The following is a 19,302-nucleotide window of genomic DNA, read 5'->3' as shown; positions in this document are numbered from 1 at the left end:
TCTAATTCAAAGATTTTTTGAATATCCATGATGCTCAAAAGCCTAATTCAAAAGCAAAAGTTGCATTTAAGGTATCTAATCAAATAGATACCTTGACTTAAATGACATTTAAACTCCTCGGAAAAACTTCACTTAAGCTATTGTTTTATAAAATATATTTTTATCTTAATTTCACAATTTAGCCAAGCTTAAGGCTAGAACATTCTTTTGAATATCAAAGTATTAACTTATCTTCATATGTATAAATAAACAATATCAATAAAAGCAATTGTTTGTTTACCCCTTTTTTGCCTAAAATAAGCTATTCGAAATGAAACCATATTTTTTAGGTAGCTGTCGCCATGACCTTTGTTGTCACTGAAAATTGTATTAAATGTAAATACCAAGATTGCGTAGAAGTTTGTCCTGTAGACTGTTTTTACGAAGGTCCGAATTTCCTAGTGATTAATCCGGATGAATGTATTGACTGTGCATTGTGTGAACCAGAATGCCCTGCAAATGCAATTTTCTCTGAAGATGAGTTACCAGAAGGTCAAGAAGCATTTATTGAGTTAAACGCTGAGCTTTCTCAAAAATGGCCTAACATTACTCAAATTGGTGACCAACCTGCTGACCGTGAAGAATGGAACGGCAAACCAGATAAGTTACAGTATTTAGAAAAATAATTTCAAAAAAAGATCAGCAACCGCTGATCTTTTTTATACCCTATTCAAACATTTCATTGCAAAATCCTCGTAATTTGTGCACTGTTTTGCATTAAAATAGGCGCAATATTTATAAGCTTTTGATTTTTCTTATGCGGAAGTTTTTGCAGAGCTTGGTGCCCTTATGCATAATCCCAGCGATTATGGTGGGTTGTGCCAGCTCTCCCCAACACACAACAACAGGCAAAACCTCTCCAAACGGTAAACGCATCTTTATTCCTCAAGAGCGCGTTACTATCGAACGCCCAGTTCCCCCTAAAGTTGAGCCTGCTTCTTATCGCGCTTGGTTAAATACAGGCGATCATTATGAACGTGTACGCGAATATGAAAAATTTCTAGCGCGTAATGATGTGGCAGGCATCGTACCAAGTTTTGAATTATTAAGATCCGCCCGTGATTGGCAAAAATGCGGCAGTTCAGAATATGCCGTACCCAATCGTGAGCTGTGGAATAACTCTTTATCGACTTTACGTGTCTTTAAATACTTAGTTGCCGCAAAAATTTTAACTGACTTTGAAGTGACTTCTGTTTATCGTGACCTTCCATTAAACCAATGTGCTGGTGGTGCAAGCTCATCTAAACATTTGTTTAACTCGGCTATCGATTTCCGTATTGGGCCAGAAGTTCCGCAGCCACAAGACTATGCATTTATTGAAAATACCAAGTTTAAATTGTGTCAATTCTGGGCTCAACATGGCCAAAGTTTAAACTTAGGGATTGGTTTATATAGTTCAGGACAAATCCATATTGATACTCAAGGCTATCGTACTTGGGGCCCTGACTTAACCCGAAACTCTTCTATGTGTCATTTCTAAGAAAAAAACTCCTTTCACCTGAAAGGAGTTTTTATTTAAGCCCTATTACAAGCGTTTCGCTAAAGAAATAAGTTTTAAACGGGGTTTAAAGCCATGCTTTTTATAAAAATCTTCTGAAATAGATTCTCTTAAGGTGTGCAAAACAATAGTTTCTATATTATTTTCTCTACACTTTCCTTCTATATAACTTAAAAGCTTAGAGCCAACTCCTTTTCCTTGATATTCAATATGAATGAAAAAATCATCTAAATAATAACGAATCCCTTGTATAGTTGGATGAATATGCCCCATCCCAACACCAATTAATTGGTTTTCCCATTTTGCACAAAAGCCTAAAGAACATGAATATTGGAAATAACTCTCAAAATATTTTCTAATTGGTTCTAAATCATCAAACCGCTCATTCCATGGCTCATTACTAAAAGCGGAACAATAAACCTCTGCACCCTCTTCAAAATCTACACTTGTGAACACACCAAACGTAATATCCATCTCATTTATACATTACTAACTAGACATTGAAAAAATAAGCAAGAAATGAGCCTTTTATATTTATTTTTTAATTTGGTTTAGCTACGTAGGAACAGTATTTTGCTCATTCCATAAGCAACCAAAAATTCTTCAATCGAAGATTTTTGCACTCTAGTGATAAACGTTTAAAATACGCCTATCAATATACAGGTAAATTTGACTATGCAGCAGTTGTGGACAGACATTGACGAATATATCGACTCACATTTAATTCCCGAAGATCCCCGACTCGACTTTGCATTAAAAAATACCGACGAACACGGCTTTTCAAATCATCTTGCAGTTGCTCCAAACCAAGGGATGCTTTTGCAAATGCTGATTCAGATGAATAAATGCAAACGTGTTTTAGAAATTGGGACTTTTGCTGCCTACAGCACCATCTGGTTAGGACGTGCCCTCCCTGAAGATGGTTATTTACTTACCATTGAAGGCCGTGACACTCATGCAGAAATAGCTCAAAAAAATATCGACCATGCAAATCTGCCTGTAAAAGTTGAGCTAAAAGCGGGTCGTGCTGCCGATATACTTTCAGCAATTGATCCGCAGTCGATGGAACCATTCGATTTTATCTTTATCGATGCCGACAAACAGGGTTATCCGGAATATTTGGAACTCAGCCTTAAGTTTTCAAAATCAGGCACGATTATTGTGCTCGACAATGTTATTCGTGCTGGTGATATTTTAAATCCGGAAAACAAAAAGCCAAGCATTGAAGGCATTCGTGAAACGTTCAAAGCTTTAGAAAACCATCCGCAAATTCTGTCTTGTACCGCGTTACAAACCGTTGGCTCAAAAGGTCACGATGGCTTCGCGATTGCAATTGTGAAATAATGATCAAAAAATCATCTTTTACATTTTATTATTTATAATCAACAAATTACTTTTATTACCCTTGCTTTTCCATATAGTTATCCACAAGATTTGCGGATAACTATATGCTTATCTCATTATTTAGCCACAAGTAATGGGACAGTCGCGTTTCGGAATATAGTGGTTGCAATACTTCCCAAGAAGAATTGATGAATTTTGCTGTGACTAAATGCACCCAGTACAATAATTTGAATACCGTGCTCTTGTTGATATTCAAGAATATTTTGGGCTACATCACCATAACGGTAAACGGTAACCACATCTAGCCCCGCTTGTTTGAGGTAATGCTCTGGCTCATTTAGTATTTCAGGATGATCGCCGACATATACTAAATGACATTGCAATGTGCGTAACAAATCACTTTGTGCAATACGGTGCATCATTTTTTGACATGTAGGTGAATATTCATAGGCGAAAATAAAACGCGTTGGTACTTTAAAGTTTTCACCAATGGTCAAAACCGTACAGTTCGCTCCGCGAATAAAGTTTTCAACATTACTACCAATTGGTTTATGTTTTTCGGCAGCTCTTTCGCCAACTCGACCTAAAATAACAATATCGTTTTCATGCAAGAGATTAAAACTTTGTTCTAAAAAATCACCTTTTTCTTGAATTTTTGAACAAGTAATTCCGTGTTTTTCTTTAATTACATCAGAAATATGTCTGAGTAAATTATTGCTGTAATCTAAAGCAAGTTCACTTTGTTTTTGCTCTAATTCAGATAACTCTTTAAGCAACATTGCATTGCTTTCAAAGCCGATTACACCACTAATTTCACCGAGGTGATAACTTGCTGGGTAGTAATCTAGAATTTGTAATAACACAAGCTCTCGTCCGGTTGCTTTGGCAACCCAAGCTGCTGCATCTGCAATCGCATTAATACAAGGTGATGAGTCAATACACGCAATAACACGGTTCATTTGTTGCCTCTCTTCTTCAGGTCTATTTGCCTTGGAGATTTTTCTATAACTTAGCTTTAACTTAACATAGATAAAAATTTGTATGTTAAGGTTTATGTATTAAAAACAAACTTTTTGTTTAAAGATCAAACATTTTATTACATTCTTATGACTGTATTATTCTCTTAAACGAATAAATTTTGCAGGGTTTCCGCCCACAATATGGTAGGGTTCAATGTCCTTGGTGACCATGCTATTCATACCAATTACGGTGTGTTTACCAATTTTAATACCGTCTTTCACCCCGACATGCGCCCCTAACCAAACATCTTGCTCAATCTCAATTCCTTTGGAAGTAACAGGCTGTTGGTAAAGCGGACGGTCTAGCTGCATACCATGATCAAATGCATAGAGATGACAATAAGCAGCTATACGAACTTGATCATGCAATTTTATGCCGGCCCGACCACCGTCTAAAATGCAATGGTGGTTAATAGCAACTTCATTACCAATCTCAAGCGGCCCATGCAAACTACAATCGGCTGCAATAAAACAGTTATCACCAATCTTAATTTTACGGCCCGGCTCAGCAAAAATATGAGCCAACGGTGAAATAAAGCAGTTCTCACCGATCTCGACTGTTTCCATATCCATTAAATAAGCTTGATATTCTTTTTGCCATTCTTCGGCCCAAGCGCGGTGTTTAGGCTTTAGAGTCCAATATAGCCATGGCATGTAATTTAAACGGTGCTTATGTTGCTCACGGTATTTAAGTAAGGAGTCAGTCATCAGTTAATTCCTCCTCAACTTTTAATTCTTCACGACCACGGGTTACATCTCGGAGTTTCAAGGCAAGTGGTTCAATTTGGTGGATTTGCAGTCTCGCTTCAATATCTACACCTGTTGCGGTATAGGTTTCTTGATATTCTATTTGCTGCTGCGAAAGCTCATACTGAAAGATGGCCCATTCATTAAAATGACAAGAAAAGTGAATGGTTTTCTTCGCAATCAGCTCAATCCGCTCAGCCAACAATAATGATTGCCCAGCACAACCGCCATAGGCCCGTACCAAACCACCAGTTCCCAGCTTGATTCCGCCATACCAACGGTTGACCATCACAATAATATTGGTCAGGTCATTTCCCTCAATAGTTGCCAAGATTGGACGCCCTGCTGTACCTGATGGCTCGCCATCATCGTTAAAGCGAACATTATGTCCAATTTTCCATGCCCAACACTGATGCGTGGTCGATATATCTTTATTGATTTCTAAAAATTCTTTCACTTGCTGTTCATTTTCTACTGGCGCAGCAATCGCCTGAAATCTACTTTTTTTAATTTCTTCTTCAAATGTAACGGGTGATGCAATCGTAAAAGCCATAAATTAAATAAAGCACAATAAAAATCAAATTATAACGTGAATTTAATAGAATCAAACCTATAAAAAAAGCCCCGAACTTCGGGGCTTTTTTTATTATCTTTCTCGCAGCGCTTCTTTCGCTTTATTAAATGGTTTAAGTAAGTAATCCAGTACAGTTTTCTCACCTGTACGAATATCTACAGTTGCCACCATACCCGGTGTAATTCCATAAGCTTTGCCTTGTTTATTGTAAAGCTTATCGGTATCTGTTCGGATATAAACACGATAGTAGAATTGGTCTTGCTTCACTTCATCACGAATGGTATCTGGAGAAATAACCGTAACCTTCCCTTTTAAACCACCATAAATAGAATAGTCATAAGCTGTAATCTTAACTAACGCTTCTTGGCCAGGGCGAATGAACGCAATATCTCGAGGCAAAATGCGAGCTTCAATTAACAATTGCTCATCAATTGGGACAATCGTCATTAGCTTACCGTTTTGTGGAACAACACCACCATGCGTTGTTACTGTAATTTCTTTTACAACGCCACGTACAGGTGCTCTAAATATTGCACGCTCTAAACTGTCATTACGACCCATCACTACTTGTTGTTGAGTTTGGCTATCCGTATTTGCTTTAGATAACTCTTCACGAGCCTTCACATAATATTGGTTACGTGCATCGTTCATTTTATTTCGCAAATCATTCGCTTCACGGCGTAAGCGTAAAACTTCCACTTCACTCGCCGCGCCTTTAGCAACTAAAGGTTCAGTCATCGCTAGTTCCTGTTGAACTAACTCTAATGCTTGCTTTAAACCTGAAAGGGTTTGCTGTAAATCAGCTCTACGAGACTCATATAAAGCCGTCTCTTCATGGACAAGCTTTGGATCTTTTGCAACCATTTCAGGAAAAACTAACGGTGTACCATTCACTTCCGCACGTAAACGTGCTGCTGTTGCCTGAGCTGCAATCAGCAAAGATCTTGACTCACCCACATTTGATGCAAATCGGGTTGGATCTAACTGAGCAAGAATTTGTCCTTTTTGAACAATGTCACCTTCTTGTACATTCAGTTTAGTTAAAATACCGCCTTCTAAAGACTGAATGACCTGTTCTTTAGACGATGGAATGACTTTACCTGTACCTGTCGACACTTCTTCTAACTTAAAAAACCATGCCCAAATAAATAAACTAACGAGCCCAATACCAACAATCCAGATGACTAAACTGGCACGTGGTAATGGCGGTTCACTATAAGATACATTCATTGAACGGGTGAGTTCTTGTTGTTGTTCGCTCATGAATTAACCCCCTTGGCTTACTTGTTTTTGTTGGGCTGTTGATTGATTAAGTACTTGATCTCTTGGCCCATCCATGACGATCTTGCCCTCGTTCACGACAATAATACGGTCGACCAGTTCTAAAACAGCGCGGCGGTGGGTTGCAACGATCAATGTGCGATGTGCCAACCAGCCTTTTAGATGATCAATAAGTTGCTTTTCTGCCACATCATCAATCGCCGCGGTCGGCTCATCGAGTAATAAAATATTTGGTTGGCGAATCAATAAACGTGCAAGCAATAACGCTTGCTTTTGACCACCAGAGAAACCGACACCACCTTCTAAAATCAGGTGATCGAGTCCTTCTTTTTTCTCTTGAATAAAAGGTAATGCACCTGTCACTACCAATGCACGAAGAATATCTTCATCGGTCGCAAGCGGCGCACCTAAAGTGAGGTTTTCACGAATTGTTCCGTAGAATAAATGTGCATTTTGGTTCAGAAGCCCCATGTCACGACGTACATCTGACGGATCAATTAAAGAAAGATCTAAACCATCTAAATGCACTGCGCCTTGAGTTGCAACTTGCATACCCGATAGAAGTTGAAGCAGTGTCGACTTACCTGCACCATTACGTCCTAAAATTGCAACTTTTTCCCCAGCACGAATCTGTAAATGGCGAATTGCAAGACTCGGTTTTGGATCATCATCACCATATTGGAACGTTAGATTTTTTAATTCGTAATTACCATTTAGAACTGCTTTATGAACTAAATGCGCACGATCCGCCTGATCAATTGGACGCTGCATGAGCTCATCTAGACTTTGTTTAGCAACTTTTGCTTGCTGTAGGCGACCCAACACTCCAGTAATTTGGGCAATTGGCGCCAACATACGTGAGGAAAGAATCGAACATGCAACAAGCGCACCCGTTGTCATCTCTCCATCCATCACAGCAAAACAGCCGACTAATACCACAACCGCATACGTTAAGCCTTGAATCATTTGAGTCCAAGCCATTAAAGTACCGACAATTTTACGCTGTTTCATCCCAACATCAGCGGCAACCTCATTCATGTGGTTCCACTGGTTTTGGAAACGTGATTCAGCACGTAATAGCTTAATGTCTTCAATACCCTGCACCGCTTCTACAAGAATTGCATTACGGATTGAAGATTCTCGCATACCTTCTTGAGCAAGCTGTGCCAGTTTCTTTTGTACCAAAACACCAGGCAAGATCATAAGAGGCACAATAACGAGCATAACCCAGAATAATTTCCCACCAATAATCCCAAAGATGATCAGGAATAAGAAAAAGAATGGGAAATCGGCAATTGCACTAATCGTTGTGGAGGTAACTAGCTCACGAACACCTTCGAGTTCACGAATTTGAGAAATAAAACTACCGGTAGATTTAGAGCGGTCTTTATTTTTAATACGTAAGGCATGACCAAATACGCGGTCAGACACACGTAGGTCTGCACGTTTACCAATAATATCGGATAAATACACCCGTGATATACGTAAGGTAAATTCGAAAAGCGCTGCAATGAGAACACCACCTGCCAAAACCCATAGCGTTGGAATCGACTGAGATGGCACAACACGGTCATAAACCTGCATCGAGAAAATAATGGTTGCCAATGCCAAAATATTGGCAATGAGTGAGGCAAACATAATATCAACGTAGCGTTTCCAGTCTCTTAAAACGATTGACCAGAACCAGTTTGCTTCATATGGCTTGATATATTCATCAATACGCGCATCTGGAATAGATGTCTCAGGACGCAAAATATAGACATTTTTAATTGTCGTTTTTAAAGCGTCTAAAGATAAATTTTGCGAAAGTCCCTGATCACCACTGAACTGGATACTAACGTTTCCTTGCGTATCGGCTTTATCAATAACACCAACTTGCCCATCAAAAAACTCTACCATAACTGGTAAACGCCATGGGTTTAACAAGTCTAAAGAAAATGGTGCTTTACGCAGATTCATGCCGACCTGACGCGTCATTAACTGTAACACGTCATCTAAATTCTGATTTTGGTTCCAATCGAGTTGTAAACGAATTCTTTCTTCTGAAGGTTCAATTCGATAATGTTTGGCAATAGTTAAGACCGCCTGTAACCAAGGCTGGTAATTTATTTTTGTCATCATGGTTGTACTTCGAACCCCTGAATTGAAATATTATTTAAGCCGTAGGCTTGGCGGGAACGTCCTGTTGCTGCTATGTACTGAACAATACTGTTATAAATATCATAACGTGCTGATTCGAGGTCTGAGTCGGCACTGTGAATCGCTTGTTCAGCATTTAATAAATCGACGAGTGAACGGGTACCGAGTTTATATTGTTCTTGGTACAGTTCGCGCGTACGAACCGTTGTTGCTTGGCGGCTTACTAATACCTGTATTTGCCGTTGTTTATTTTCAATTTGTTCACGACTTGTTCTAATTTGATCCAGAACTTCCAGATAAACAGAATTCACCTTAGATTTAGCTGCTTCTTCAGCATAGCTTGCCATTTTTACTTGTGAAGCAGTTGCTCCACCTTGATAAAACTGGCTTGTTGCTTCAAGCATGACGGAACTATATAGACCATCATCTTTATCATTATTTGGATTTTTACCGTTAATCGCCTGACTGACCGAGCCTTTGACAGCTAAAGTCGGGTAGCGAGTTAAACGAGTTTGCTCTTTTTGTGCTTTAGCGACTTCAACACTTGCCTGTGCTGCAATCATTTTAGGAATGGTATTAAATTCAGGTTCGCTATATAAGTCTGATTGCTTAACAAGATCGTCGGAAATAATCCATCCAGTACGACTAACATCGGCACCTAATAGTGTTCTTTAATGCTGTTGATACTGTCGTAGCAATGATTGCTGGGCAATCAATGTAGCTTGTGCGGCCTGTAAATAGGATTGGGCTTGAATAGGGTCAGCTTGACTCGCGACACCAGCATTTGCACGCAGGTTAGCAATGTCTTGAATACGTTGAATACCTGCTATTTGCTGCTCAGCAATTTTATTAAGTTGAAGATAACGTTGGATATTAACGATGGTCTGTGCAACATCAAGCGCTAGCGTGTCAATACTAACTAATACATTCGCTTGTTCAACCTGAACTTTAGATTGCTCAATATTGACGCCTGATTTGACTTTACCAAAGTCATAAAGCATTTGAGTGGCACTTAAAGTAAGTAACTGCCTACCTCTCTCTCCACTGCTTAAATCACCAGTTGAAATCCCTCCAGCAAGCTGGGGATAGTAACCTGCTTTAGCAACGTCAACTCCTGAATTTTGACCTGCTAAAGTTGCAATAGATTGTGAAATATCCGGGCTACGCTGAATGGCAATTTTTACAGCATCCTGCAAGGTCATCGTTCTAGACGGCAAGTTGGCTAAAGATGAGGCCGACTTATCATTAAGCTGAACTGTTGGAAATTCCTGTGCAATAGAACGATCTAGCTTAAAATTACTAAGCTCTTGCATCTTGGCAACTTTAAATTCATCACTACTTTTAGGGACAAAAAGTTGTGACAGGTTATCTTTCAGGGTGTGATATTGCTCACTTGGTTTAGCAGCATATACCACGACAGGAACATGTAGTGTACTTAGAAGCATCAGCCCTTTCAGGAAAGCCTGCTTACTACATTTCCCTTTCACTCTTTTCTGGTTATATCCAATCATGCTTATCTTGTTGATGTTGTTTGTTATCGTTTAAAAGCATCTCCATTCTACATAGTTTTTCAACGAAAACAGCATAATTGGTCGAATAAATCACACATTATTTTTTTATTAAATGAGTGGTATATATGTTTGTTTTTATTTATAAAACACCAAAAAACAAAAAAGAGGCCTTGACCTCTTTTTAACCAATTAGATTAATTACTTTAATTAAACTGTAAAATCGTCGCCCAAATAGACTTTACGCACTTGTTCATTATCTAAAATTTCTTGTGGGGTGCCTTCGGCAATAACCGAGCCTTCACTTACGATGTAAGCGCGCTCACAGATCGCCAAAGTTTCACGTACATTATGATCTGTAATGAGTACACCAATTCCACGATCTTTGAGTGTCTGGATAATGTCTTTAATATCCCCAACCGAGATCGGGTCAACACCAGCAAAAGGTTCATCTAAGAGCATAAATTTAGGATCTGCTGCCAACGCACGCGCAATTTCTGCACGGCGGCGTTCACCACCAGAAACACTCATCCCTAGTGAATCTTTAATATGACTGATTTTAAAGTCATTTAATAATTCATTAAGACGTTGTTGACGTTGCTGTTTATTTAAATCTTTACGCGTCTCTAAGATCGACATAATATTTTCAGCAATCGTCAACTTTCTAAAGATAGAAGCTTCTTGAGGTAAATAACCAATACCTTTACGTGCACGCTCATGCATTGCCAAGTCGGACATATCCAAGTCATCAAGATGGATTTCGCCTTTATCCATACGCACCAACCCAACGACCATATAGAAACTCGTTGTTTTTCCGGCACCATTAGGACCAAGCAAACCAACAATCTGTCCACTTTGCATACTAAAAGAGACGTCTTTAACCACCCAACGCTTACTATAGTTTTTTGCTAAGTGTTTAATACACAAAGTTTGCGGTTGTTGAAGAGCTTGTTGCATTAGTCACGCGCTCCTGGGAAACTTTTTGAACTTGAAGGTGGAATAATAATTTGTACGCGGTTTGAAGAAGAACCTTGAGCTTCAACATCACCTTTATTCATACTATATTTCAGAGAGTTACCACGAATACTTGAACCATCTTGATATAAGTACGCGCCGCCAGACAACGTAATAATGCCTGTGTCTGCATTATAAACAATGGTCTGTCCTTCACCACGTGCAACGCCTTTATTGGCATTGACTTGCTGTTGGAACTTGGCTGGTCTACCTTTTGCAGTAATCACCTGAATTTCACGTTTCGAGTTTAGATTTGCAACAATCGAGTCAGCTTGAAGCTTCATCGTACCTTGTTCAATCACGACGTTACCCGTGTAAGTCGTCAAACCAGTCTTATCATTGTAAGTTGCACGGTCTGCAACCAATGAAATTTGTTGATTACGGTCAGACGGCAAAGCAAAAGTCGAAGCAGATGATAAAGCAACGAGTGTAATTACCGCAGCTTGTTTTAGGAAAGCTGAAGAACGTTTTAAATTAAGACTTTGGTGCATACTTTCCTCGAATATTAAAAAATTCGTACTGACCATTATTCAAATTGCCTTTTAATCCTTTACTCACAAACTCGCCTTGTGGAGACTGAACAGTCACTTGGTGATTCGTTTCAATATCTCTGGTTTTTGGATAACCCGTTAATTCATCGGTTTGAAACTCAAGTGTTCCTTGAGGTGCTAGCTTAGTTGCTACCACATCACCCGATAACACAACCTTTTGATTATCATCATATCCATAAGCTTGTTTAGCAAAGAATGTTGCATCAACTTTACCTAATTTATACATAGAGGCATTAAGTTGATCCAACTTTGATGTCTTTTGTTGCATATCCTGCTCAAGCTGACGAACTTCAGCACGAATATACAAATTGCCTTTGTCATCAGTTTGAGTCAAATGGACGCCCTGCGCTGAATACGTCATATTCTTCGCCGAACCAATGTCCAGTTTTTTTGCCTTGCCGCTATAGTAGTAGTAACCACCACTTACAGCAGCAACCACTACAGCAACAATATATAAAACTCTGGTATCCATGAGCAGGAATAGCCTACCTTTTTAAGTAATCTAGTTATTAATGCGGTACTGCAAGATATTTTTCAAGAAGTTCTTGGTAAATGCCTTTTGCGATCAGCAACATATCACAGACTTCACGTACAGCACCACGACCACCCATGGCTTGGGTTACCAAATGTGCACGGCGACGTACTTCTTCATGTCCATTTGGAACAGTAACGCTCATTCCAGCAATTGCAAATGCTGAAAGATCAGGCCAATCATCGCCCATATATAAGCAATCAGAAGGTAGGATATTAAACTGTGCACAGGCTTCACGAAGTGCAGAGCCTTTGTCTTCACGACCTTGAAAAACCAGATCAACGCCTAAATCAGACATACGTTTTTCAACAATATTGCTTTTTCGGCCAGTAATAATAATGACTTTCATACCTGCTTTTTGCGCAAGTTTCATGCCCAAACCATCACGAATATCAAACGATTTAATTTCATCGCCCGTGTTGGTTAAAGTCACAAAGCCATCACTCAAAATACCATCAACATCCAGAACCAATGCCTGCAAATGACGTGCTTGTTCTAACAATGCATACGATGCCATGAATTAATTCACCCCTGCCTGAATAAGGTCATGCATACTAATTACACCAATCACTTTATTTTGATCATCAACCACCACAAACTGACTGATTTTTTTCTGGTTAAGCTGTTGTAGAGCTTCTACAGCACGTGCTTCTTGAGAAATCGTTGATGGCTTTTTAGTCATGACTTCAGAAACAGGTAAATTCACATCAAAACCTTGTTGCTTATCAATCAGACGACGTAAATCCCCATCTGTAAAAATACCAAGCAAATGGTCTTGTTCATCAACAATTGTTGTCAAGCCTAAACGCTTATTTGAAATCTCATAAAGCACTTGATTCATTGGTGTTTCAGGTGAAACTTTTGGTAACTCATCGCCTGTATGCATTAAATGTTTTACATGTAAAAGCAAGCGTTTGCCTAATGCACCAGCCGGGTGCGAACGAGCAAAATCATCAGCAGTAAAACCACGTGCTTCAAGTAAGGCTACCGCTAAAGCATCGCCTAACACCAAAGTCGCTGTTGTACTAGAGGTTGGTGCTAAGCCTAAAGGACAAGCTTCATCTGACTCACCTAAAGTTAAAGCAATATCGGCATTTTGCGGCATTGGACCTTTATCGTTACGACTAATCGTAATCATAGGTACGCCAAGATGTTTAATAAGTGGCATAAGCATCATGATTTCATCGCTTTTTCCTGAGTTGGAAATTGCAATGAGTACATCACCACGAACCAGCATACCTAAATCGCCGTGCCCTGCTTCACCAGGATGCATAAAGAAAGACGGTGTGCCTGTAGAGGCAAATGTTGCCGCCATTTTTCGACCAATATGCCCAGATTTACCCATACCTGTAATCACAACACGACCTTTACACTGCAACAGTACTTCGCAAGCACGGCTAAAACGGTCATCAATTTGTGTTGCTAATACATCTATGGCTTGTTGCTCAATACGCAATGTAGCTAATGCACTGCTCTGGAAATCTGTAGGATTAGGCATACGAGTTTGACTCAAAATAATTGATCTGATCTCTCAATTGAGATCGGTGATTTTAATCAAAAGATTTGGGGGCATTCTAGCATAACTCAATCAGTTACACGTTTTTAAATGTATAAGATTTCACAAGCTTATAAAATTAATGCATAAAACTTTTTTAAAAATGATGCATCAGTTATGATGTAACACTATTTTTGTTGAGTGTTTGAAAACCCTTATGCAACCGTTTGTTTTATATAACTCTGAGCAACGAAAAAAAGTTGAATTTGTACCTCGCAAAGAAGGTCACATCGATATGTACGTCTGCGGTATGACCGTTTACGACTACTGTCATATCGGGCACGCTCGAGTTATGGTTGCATTTGACTACATTATTCGCTTTTTACGTAGTCAGGGTTGGAATGTTCGCTACATTCGCAACATTACCGACATTGACGACAAAATCATCAAGCGCGCAAATGAAAATGGCGAAACCATTCAACAGCTCACTACTCGCTTTATCGATGCAATGAATGAAGATGCAGCGAACTTAGGCTGTTTAGCTCCAGACGAAGCACCAAAAGCCACTGAATATATTGAGCAAATGCAAAATATGATTGGCAATTTGGTCAATAAAGGTTCTGCTTACCCTGCTTCAAATGGCGATGTGTATTTTGAAGTGACCAAATTTGAAAAATACGGTCGTCTTTCTGGCCGTAAGCTTGACGATATGCAAGCTGGCGCAAGTGAACGTGTTGACGTAGAAGTTGAAAAGAAACATCCGTTTGACTTTGTACTCTGGAAACATGCCAAAGAAAATGAACCATCTTGGGCATCTCCTTGGGGCAATGGTCGTCCGGGCTGGCACATAGAATGTTCTGCAATGTCGACTTGCTGCCTAGGCAATCACTTTGACATTCATGGTGGCGGTTCAGATTTAATGTTCCCACACCATGAAAATGAAATTGCGCAAAGTGAAGCCTCAACTGGTGAACAGTATGTAAATTACTGGATGCATGTTGGCTTCATTAACGTTGATGGTGAAAAGATGTCTAAGTCTTTAGGCAACTTCTTTACTATTCGCGACGTGATGGAGAAATTCCACCCTGAAGTGATTCGCTACTTTATTGTGTCTTCACACTACCGTAGCCCTGTGAACTTCTCTGATGTAGCACTTAAAGAAGCAAAAACTTCTTTAACTCGCTTCTACCATTCATTTAAAGCTTATCAACAAGTGTACGATCAAACGACAACTGAATCGCTTGATCAAAACTTTATCGAACGCTTTAACAATGCGATGTGTGATGATTTCAATACTGCTGAAGCAATGGCGGTATTGTTTGAACTCAACAAAGAGTTAAACCGTGCTGTAAAAGAAGAGCAAGCTGACCAAGCGACTGTGCTTTATTCGACATTACGTCACCTCACCAACATTTTAGGTTTGGTACAACACAATGTAGATGATTTCTTAAAGTCAGATATTGGACAAGAAGCACTTACTCTGTCTGATGCTGAAATTGAAGATTTCATTCAACAACGTGTTGATGCGAAAAAAGCAAAGGACTTTGCTAAAGCGGACGGTATTCGTCAGTCTTTACTCGACCAAGGCGTAGTTCTTGAAGATACACGTCAAGGTACAGTTTGGCGTCGTGCTGATTAAACGTTCAATTAGATCACAAGAGTGTTGACACTTTAATGAAACACTCTATAATGTGCTCACATTGCGGGAATAGCTCAGTTGGTAGAGCATAACCTTGCCAAGGTTGGGGTCGCGAGTTCGAGTCTCGTTTCCCGCTCCAAAATTTAAAAACCACTTAATTCGAAAGAGTTAGGTGGTTTTTTTATGGGTTGTTGGTTAACTAAAATCAAGCTATGCCCTATACCTATCACATGCAATTTAATAACTAATATTTAAAATTATTTTGACATAACAATGAAAATTGACTTGTAACTATTTCAAAGTAAATTTAAAGGCTCAAAAACCACTTTAGAGAAAAAAATGGCCTTAATCAATTATAAAAAATGTGAGAAAAAAATTTATTAATCTTACTTCTGCTTGTTCCTTCCCTAGATGTAGTGCATCAACAAGAGAAACAAACTGAAAGTAGCTTATGCATGGTTTGAATGCGAGGCTTATCAACACGAAGAATAAAACATCTGCAGCAGGAATATATAAAGATGAATATAAAGATCATTTAAAGTAAAAGATATTTTTATAGGTTAGGTTTGTATTTACATAATAAGGAAACATTAGATTGATGAAAAATTAAATCATGTAAGCCGTCTTTATAAAGTAAATTTTTACTATAAACTAAAAAAATAGTTCTAACAGTTAGTTTTTATTCTAACCGTTAGAATTTATTTATTATAGTAATTTAACGTACACTTTTATTCACAGCTTCCGACAGAGATTTATCAACGAAAAATATAAAAATAGTAAGTGTTATATATATGATAGTAAAGCAAAGTACAAATAAGAATATATTACTTGAAAGCATTCCTACACTTACAATAAATACAGTTGAAATAATTAATGTTGAGGTAATAAAGAACATTAAAGAACAAACCCCAGAAGCAATAGATGCTAGTGCATTCGAAAAATATATTAAATAACTATTTCTATTAGGTTTAATATTTTTTATATAACCTACTGTAAGCAAATATAAAAAATAAATAATTCCTAGGAACAATAAAATTAAGATATTACTTGGAATATAAGAGTTAAGAAAATCTAAAATATTATTTATATATACATACGAATTATTAGTTTCACCATAAGTACTTGAAACATAATTAAAATCATTATCAGAAAGAGCCTTCACCTTACTTCTGCTTTCAAAAAAATTTTTAACTTTTTCTCCAAATAATGCAACAATACAAAAAAAAACTAATATAGCTCCTAGATAAGTTACAAGCCATATTCCTGCTTCTTCAATTTTTAAAACTGTACTTTTCATATATTGTATTCTTAGATGAACCCATTTTAAATTAACATAGCTATTATTATTCATAAGGTTTTACAAGATTAAATTTAATCTACCCTCACATGGGAGCACTTTATACTAGCCTTTAGTATATAAATCAATAAATTTATTTTTTAAAGAGGATTTATAATAAAGCTATTGCTGACCGCAAAGGTCCTAAAAAACTTTTACTTGATATTATTCAAGCAGCAGTGAATCGGTTGGCTAAACCACCCTAGGGTGCTTTAATCCTATTTTTATAACTTCTATTTCCCACTATATTCAGTAAGAAATTTCATACAATCGTTAAAAGTTTCATTTGTGTATGAAAGAATTATAGTTTCTTTTTCCTCCTTAGATCTTCCCAAAGGTGTTTTGTATGCTCCATCAAGCGCAAGTTTTAACATGGCTTGTGTATTTTTATCTTTATTGATTAGTGATTTGTACATATGTGCAGCAGGGATGCCTTTTTGCCTAGCTTGTACTGCAGATTCCGTCACCTCCGCAAACCCTGAGCATTTCTCAACTATTTTATCAGTTGTGAGTGGCTCATTAGCAAAAGTTTGGGTAGAAATAAATGTAGATATAGCTAAATATAAAAGCTTTTTCATATTACTTCCCACAAATTTTGTAGAGTTGAATTTTTCATATTTACACCCTAAAAATTATACCTGAACTTATCACCCACAATTAATGAATATCTCTTTTACTCATACAGTGCCATACAACCTAAATAATATTTAGCAGAAAATTCATTTAACTGCTCCTGTTTTATTGAAGGTGTTGAATAACTTGGTTGTTCATAAGCATCACGTGTAATTAAGTTAATTATCTTTTGCATATTTTTATCAGGGTTCTTTTTGAATGCATAATCATTAGCCTCCAATGCCTTTATTAAAGGCATCCCATTTTGCTTTTGTTGCATAATTACATTTGCAATTTCCATTGTATTTCTACAATTTTGCTCATGCTCGCTATCACTTACAGGTTGAACTGGTTTTGCTAATGCTAGTACAGGAAAACAAATTACACCTATTAAAATTATTCTTTTCATGAAACTACCTCTTATTACTAATGGTCAAAATCTAACATTTAAGATATAAAAAAACCACCTCGAAAGGTGGTTTCTTCTTTAATCGCTTAGATTAAAAGTGGCTGCATCTTTTGTTTTAACTCTTCAACTTTATATTTTGCTTTCGGTTTAAGTTGCTTACCAACCAAACATAAAGTCCTTCCAGCTTTAGAAGCAATGTCTGTTAAAGTCTCAAGATCCAATGTAGCTCGATTAAATTGATCTATTAAATGGAAAGCTGATTGCCTTAATACTTTCTCACAGTTAATAAAGTAACGGCGTGCAATTCGCCCCTGCTCATTGTTTTCTACCATTGATAGCTCTTTGGCAACGTCCAGTGTTAATAAATACTCCTGATAAGCCTTTCTACTATAGAGTCTTTCGCCTTTTACCGAAAAAACAATATAGTCTTCATTTTCAACAAATCGATAAGTTTTGATTCGCCTTTTTATCCAGTCAGCAAAAAGATCTTCACTTTTCAGCCATTGATGTAAAGTGCGGGCATCAACACAAGGTTGAATCTCTCCACCAATTATGGCATCCACAACTAGAATTAAAGAATTGTGTAATGTGTGGGGTTTATACATATGCAAGTCCTCTTATAAAGAGTTCCGCTACGCTACAAAATCAAGGAAATAAAACGAAAAAATAAATTTTATTAGTTAGTTATAAATTAGGAAAAGAGAAGCCTACCAAACGAAATGTTTAGTGGATTAAACCAAAGGTTTACTAAAGTAAACAAAATGTTTACTTACATAAACCTCTAGACTAATATTTACTAACTAAAGTTAGTAAAGCATGCTTTACTAAAGTTAATTTTTAACCGTTTTACATGTTAAGTATCCTTAATTTGTGCTGGTCAGCAGCGGTTAGAAATTAAGGTCTCTCATGATTGCAGTTATGAGAAACCACCTGAACCACAAAAAAGATCAAGTATTGCAGTACTTGGTCTTTTTTTTATCCACAAAGTCAACAAGCTGGTAAAACAGTTTTCTATATGGAAGAGTTCTGGTTTTTACTTTATAAGAGTTGTGCTTAAATAACTAGATGTTTACCAAACAACTGCTGTATTTTGTTACATCATAATTATTCATTATATGAATAACTTTGTTATTAAATAAATTATAAAATTCATTATCCAACTTATAACTTACCTAGTATTACCTTTTATTACCTAATATGAAGCTAGATTCATAATCTAAGTTATAAATTAATAACGCAGTTATTATTCATTTATGCATAATTTCATTCCTTAAAGAAATATTTAATTACAAATTTACCACTCTTTCGAGCGATAAAACTTAAACTTAATAATGAGCTACTCCTTAGCTACAACGCTCATTTAAATTTTTAAATCGTATTATTTCACCTTTATTCTAGTCATGAGTTTTAATAAGCATGTAGAATTCTCAACGTCATAACTATTTATCTCAACAGCACTAAATTAAAGTCTAGCCAAAATTAAGATCATTCGTTAAAGCTCGTTTTTCCCTCTCTAAAATTAAAAAACCACCTAGCTTAAAAAATAGGTGGTTTTTTAGTATCCG

Annotated in this window: 19 protein-coding genes, 1 tRNA gene and 1 pseudogene; 5 read left to right on the top strand and 16 right to left on the bottom strand. The window is 37.4% G+C overall.

Annotated features, from left to right (window positions below):
* Positions 1–341: 341 nt before the first annotated feature.
* Both fdxA and ABLB96_RS08820 read left to right on the top strand, forming a co-directional pair.
* Positions 342–665 carry a ferredoxin FdxA gene (gene fdxA, locus ABLB96_RS08825; protein ID WP_347747841.1) on the top strand — a complete coding sequence of 108 codons (324 nt, stop codon included), beginning with the start codon at positions 342–344 and terminating at the stop codon, positions 663–665.
* A gap of 131 nt (positions 666–796) precedes the next feature.
* The gene (locus ABLB96_RS08820; protein WP_348898139.1) at positions 797–1,519 is read left to right on the top strand and encodes a D-Ala-D-Ala carboxypeptidase family metallohydrolase; all 723 of its coding nucleotides are present in this window, start codon (positions 797–799) and stop codon (positions 1,517–1,519) included.
* 45 nt (positions 1,520–1,564) lie between these two features.
* Here ABLB96_RS08820 and ABLB96_RS08815 read toward each other — a convergent pair whose 3' ends face one another.
* Complete coding sequence (locus ABLB96_RS08815) at positions 1,565–2,011, bottom strand: GNAT family N-acetyltransferase (protein WP_348898138.1); 447 nt, start codon at positions 2,009–2,011, stop codon at positions 1,565–1,567.
* A gap of 201 nt (positions 2,012–2,212) precedes the next feature.
* Between ABLB96_RS08815 and ABLB96_RS08810 the strand changes: the two genes are divergently transcribed.
* Positions 2,213–2,881 (top strand): O-methyltransferase, encoded by a 669-nt coding sequence (locus tag ABLB96_RS08810; RefSeq protein ID WP_348898137.1) that lies wholly within the window; start codon positions 2,213–2,215, stop codon positions 2,879–2,881.
* Positions 2,882–2,997: 116 nt separating this feature from the next.
* On the opposite strand, the gene ABLB96_RS08805 is transcribed toward ABLB96_RS08810, so the two are convergent.
* The 11 genes and pseudogenes from ABLB96_RS08805 to ABLB96_RS08755 all read right to left on the bottom strand — a co-directional run bounded on the left by ABLB96_RS08805 (position 2,998) and on the right by ABLB96_RS08755 (position 13,744).
* Positions 2,998–3,840: a universal stress protein gene (locus tag ABLB96_RS08805; RefSeq protein WP_348898136.1), complete on the bottom strand. Its 843-nt coding sequence runs from the start codon at positions 3,838–3,840 to the stop codon at positions 2,998–3,000.
* Positions 3,841–3,996: 156 nt separating this feature from the next.
* Positions 3,997–4,608 (bottom strand): DapH/DapD/GlmU-related protein, encoded by a 612-nt coding sequence (locus ABLB96_RS08800; protein ID WP_348898135.1) that lies wholly within the window; start codon positions 4,606–4,608, stop codon positions 3,997–3,999.
* Positions 4,601–5,200: a YigZ family protein gene (locus ABLB96_RS08795; RefSeq protein WP_348898133.1), complete on the bottom strand. Its 600-nt coding sequence runs from the start codon at positions 5,198–5,200 to the stop codon at positions 4,601–4,603. Before ABLB96_RS08795 ends, ABLB96_RS08800 begins: the two co-directional genes overlap by 8 nt.
* A 93-nt stretch (positions 5,201–5,293) precedes the next feature.
* Complete coding sequence (locus tag ABLB96_RS08790; RefSeq protein ID WP_348898132.1) at positions 5,294–6,484, bottom strand: HlyD family efflux transporter periplasmic adaptor subunit; 1,191 nt, start codon at positions 6,482–6,484, stop codon at positions 5,294–5,296.
* 3 nt (positions 6,485–6,487) lie between these two features.
* Complete coding sequence (locus ABLB96_RS08785; RefSeq protein ID WP_348898131.1) at positions 6,488–8,623, bottom strand: type I secretion system permease/ATPase; 2,136 nt, start codon at positions 8,621–8,623, stop codon at positions 6,488–6,490.
* Positions 8,620–10,086 (bottom strand): annotated as a pseudogene (locus tag ABLB96_RS08780) (TolC family protein). Before ABLB96_RS08780 ends, ABLB96_RS08785 begins: the two are co-directional and overlap by 4 nt.
* A 273-nt stretch (positions 10,087–10,359) precedes the next feature.
* Positions 10,360–11,106, bottom strand: a complete 747-nt coding sequence (gene lptB / locus ABLB96_RS08775) for an LPS export ABC transporter ATP-binding protein (protein ID WP_212511667.1) — start codon at positions 11,104–11,106, stop codon at positions 10,360–10,362.
* Positions 11,106–11,654, bottom strand: coding sequence for a lipopolysaccharide transport periplasmic protein LptA (lptA, locus tag ABLB96_RS08770; RefSeq protein ID WP_348898130.1), 549 nt, complete (start codon positions 11,652–11,654; stop codon positions 11,106–11,108). The genes lptB and lptA overlap by 1 nt, the downstream gene beginning before the upstream one ends.
* Positions 11,638–12,186, bottom strand: coding sequence for an LPS export ABC transporter periplasmic protein LptC (gene lptC / locus ABLB96_RS08765; protein WP_348898129.1), 549 nt, complete (start codon positions 12,184–12,186; stop codon positions 11,638–11,640). The genes lptA and lptC overlap by 17 nt, the downstream gene beginning before the upstream one ends.
* Positions 12,187–12,223: 37 nt before the next feature.
* Positions 12,224–12,763, bottom strand: coding sequence for an HAD-IIIA family hydrolase (locus ABLB96_RS08760; protein ID WP_348898128.1), 540 nt, complete (start codon positions 12,761–12,763; stop codon positions 12,224–12,226).
* A gap of 3 nt (positions 12,764–12,766) precedes the next feature.
* On the bottom strand, positions 12,767–13,744 hold the full coding sequence (locus ABLB96_RS08755; protein ID WP_348898127.1) for a KpsF/GutQ family sugar-phosphate isomerase: 978 nt from the start codon (positions 13,742–13,744) through the stop codon (positions 12,767–12,769).
* Between the two features lie 214 nt (positions 13,745–13,958).
* On the opposite strand from ABLB96_RS08755, the gene cysS reads away from it, so the two are divergent.
* Both cysS and ABLB96_RS08745 read left to right on the top strand, forming a co-directional pair.
* Positions 13,959–15,380, top strand: a complete 1,422-nt coding sequence (gene cysS / locus ABLB96_RS08750; protein ID WP_348898126.1) for a cysteine--tRNA ligase — start codon at positions 13,959–13,961, stop codon at positions 15,378–15,380.
* 63 nt (positions 15,381–15,443) lie between these two features.
* A tRNA-Gly gene (locus tag ABLB96_RS08745) sits at positions 15,444–15,519 on the top strand.
* 576 nt (positions 15,520–16,095) lie between these two features.
* Here the strand turns inward: ABLB96_RS08745 and ABLB96_RS08740 are convergent.
* The 4 genes from ABLB96_RS08740 to ABLB96_RS08725 form a co-directional block, all read right to left on the bottom strand.
* Positions 16,096–16,677 (bottom strand): hypothetical protein, encoded by a 582-nt coding sequence (locus ABLB96_RS08740; protein WP_348898125.1) that lies wholly within the window; start codon positions 16,675–16,677, stop codon positions 16,096–16,098.
* Between the two features lie 272 nt (positions 16,678–16,949).
* Positions 16,950–17,294: a hypothetical protein gene (locus tag ABLB96_RS08735; RefSeq protein WP_348898124.1), complete on the bottom strand. Its 345-nt coding sequence runs from the start codon at positions 17,292–17,294 to the stop codon at positions 16,950–16,952.
* A 95-nt stretch (positions 17,295–17,389) separates the two neighbouring features.
* A complete protein-coding gene (locus ABLB96_RS08730) occupies positions 17,390–17,737 on the bottom strand; it encodes a hypothetical protein (RefSeq protein ID WP_348898123.1) in 348 nt (115 codons plus the stop codon).
* A gap of 86 nt (positions 17,738–17,823) precedes the next feature.
* Entirely contained in the window at positions 17,824–18,342 is a 519-nt protein-coding gene (locus ABLB96_RS08725) for an antA/AntB antirepressor family protein (protein ID WP_348898122.1), read from the bottom strand.
* Positions 18,343–19,302: the final 960 nt, after the last annotated feature.

It is taken from the genome of Acinetobacter sp. XH1741, assembly GCF_041021895.1.
GTDB lineage: Bacteria > Pseudomonadota > Gammaproteobacteria > Pseudomonadales > Moraxellaceae > Acinetobacter.
This window is presented reverse-complemented; position numbering and strand designations above follow the sequence as displayed.

Coding starts and splice junctions, on each gene's coding strand:
- ABLB96_RS08755 (WP_348898127.1), bottom strand. CDS start 13,744: ATGCCTAATCCTACAGATTTCCAGAGCAGTGCATTAGCTACATTGCGT.
- ABLB96_RS08800 (WP_348898135.1), bottom strand. CDS start 4,608: ATGACTGACTCCTTACTTAAATACCGTGAGCAACATAAGCACCGTTTA.
- ABLB96_RS08735 (WP_348898124.1), bottom strand. CDS start 17,294: ATGAAAAAGCTTTTATATTTAGCTATATCTACATTTATTTCTACCCAA.
- ABLB96_RS08795 (WP_348898133.1), bottom strand. CDS start 5,200: ATGGCTTTTACGATTGCATCACCCGTTACATTTGAAGAAGAAATTAAA.
- ABLB96_RS08730 (WP_348898123.1), bottom strand. CDS start 17,737: ATGAAAAGAATAATTTTAATAGGTGTAATTTGTTTTCCTGTACTAGCA.
- ABLB96_RS08760 (WP_348898128.1), bottom strand. CDS start 12,763: ATGGCATCGTATGCATTGTTAGAACAAGCACGTCATTTGCAGGCATTG.
- ABLB96_RS08740 (WP_348898125.1), bottom strand. CDS start 16,677: ATGAAAAGTACAGTTTTAAAAATTGAAGAAGCAGGAATATGGCTTGTA.
- ABLB96_RS08725 (WP_348898122.1), bottom strand. CDS start 18,342: ATGTATAAACCCCACACATTACACAATTCTTTAATTCTAGTTGTGGAT.
- ABLB96_RS08790 (WP_348898132.1), bottom strand. CDS start 6,484: ATGAGCGAACAACAACAAGAACTCACCCGTTCAATGAATGTATCTTAT.
- ABLB96_RS08810 (WP_348898137.1), top strand. CDS start 2,213: ATGCAGCAGTTGTGGACAGACATTGACGAATATATCGACTCACATTTA.
- ABLB96_RS08815 (WP_348898138.1), bottom strand. CDS start 2,011: ATGGATATTACGTTTGGTGTGTTCACAAGTGTAGATTTTGAAGAGGGT.
- lptA (WP_348898130.1), bottom strand. CDS start 11,654: ATGCACCAAAGTCTTAATTTAAAACGTTCTTCAGCTTTCCTAAAACAA.
- ABLB96_RS08785 (WP_348898131.1), bottom strand. CDS start 8,623: ATGATGACAAAAATAAATTACCAGCCTTGGTTACAGGCGGTCTTAACT.
- lptB (WP_212511667.1), bottom strand. CDS start 11,106: ATGCAACAAGCTCTTCAACAACCGCAAACTTTGTGTATTAAACACTTA.
- ABLB96_RS08820 (WP_348898139.1), top strand. CDS start 797: ATGCGGAAGTTTTTGCAGAGCTTGGTGCCCTTATGCATAATCCCAGCG.
- fdxA (WP_347747841.1), top strand. CDS start 342: ATGACCTTTGTTGTCACTGAAAATTGTATTAAATGTAAATACCAAGAT.
- ABLB96_RS08805 (WP_348898136.1), bottom strand. CDS start 3,840: ATGAACCGTGTTATTGCGTGTATTGACTCATCACCTTGTATTAATGCG.
- lptC (WP_348898129.1), bottom strand. CDS start 12,186: ATGGATACCAGAGTTTTATATATTGTTGCTGTAGTGGTTGCTGCTGTA.
- cysS (WP_348898126.1), top strand. CDS start 13,959: ATGCAACCGTTTGTTTTATATAACTCTGAGCAACGAAAAAAAGTTGAA.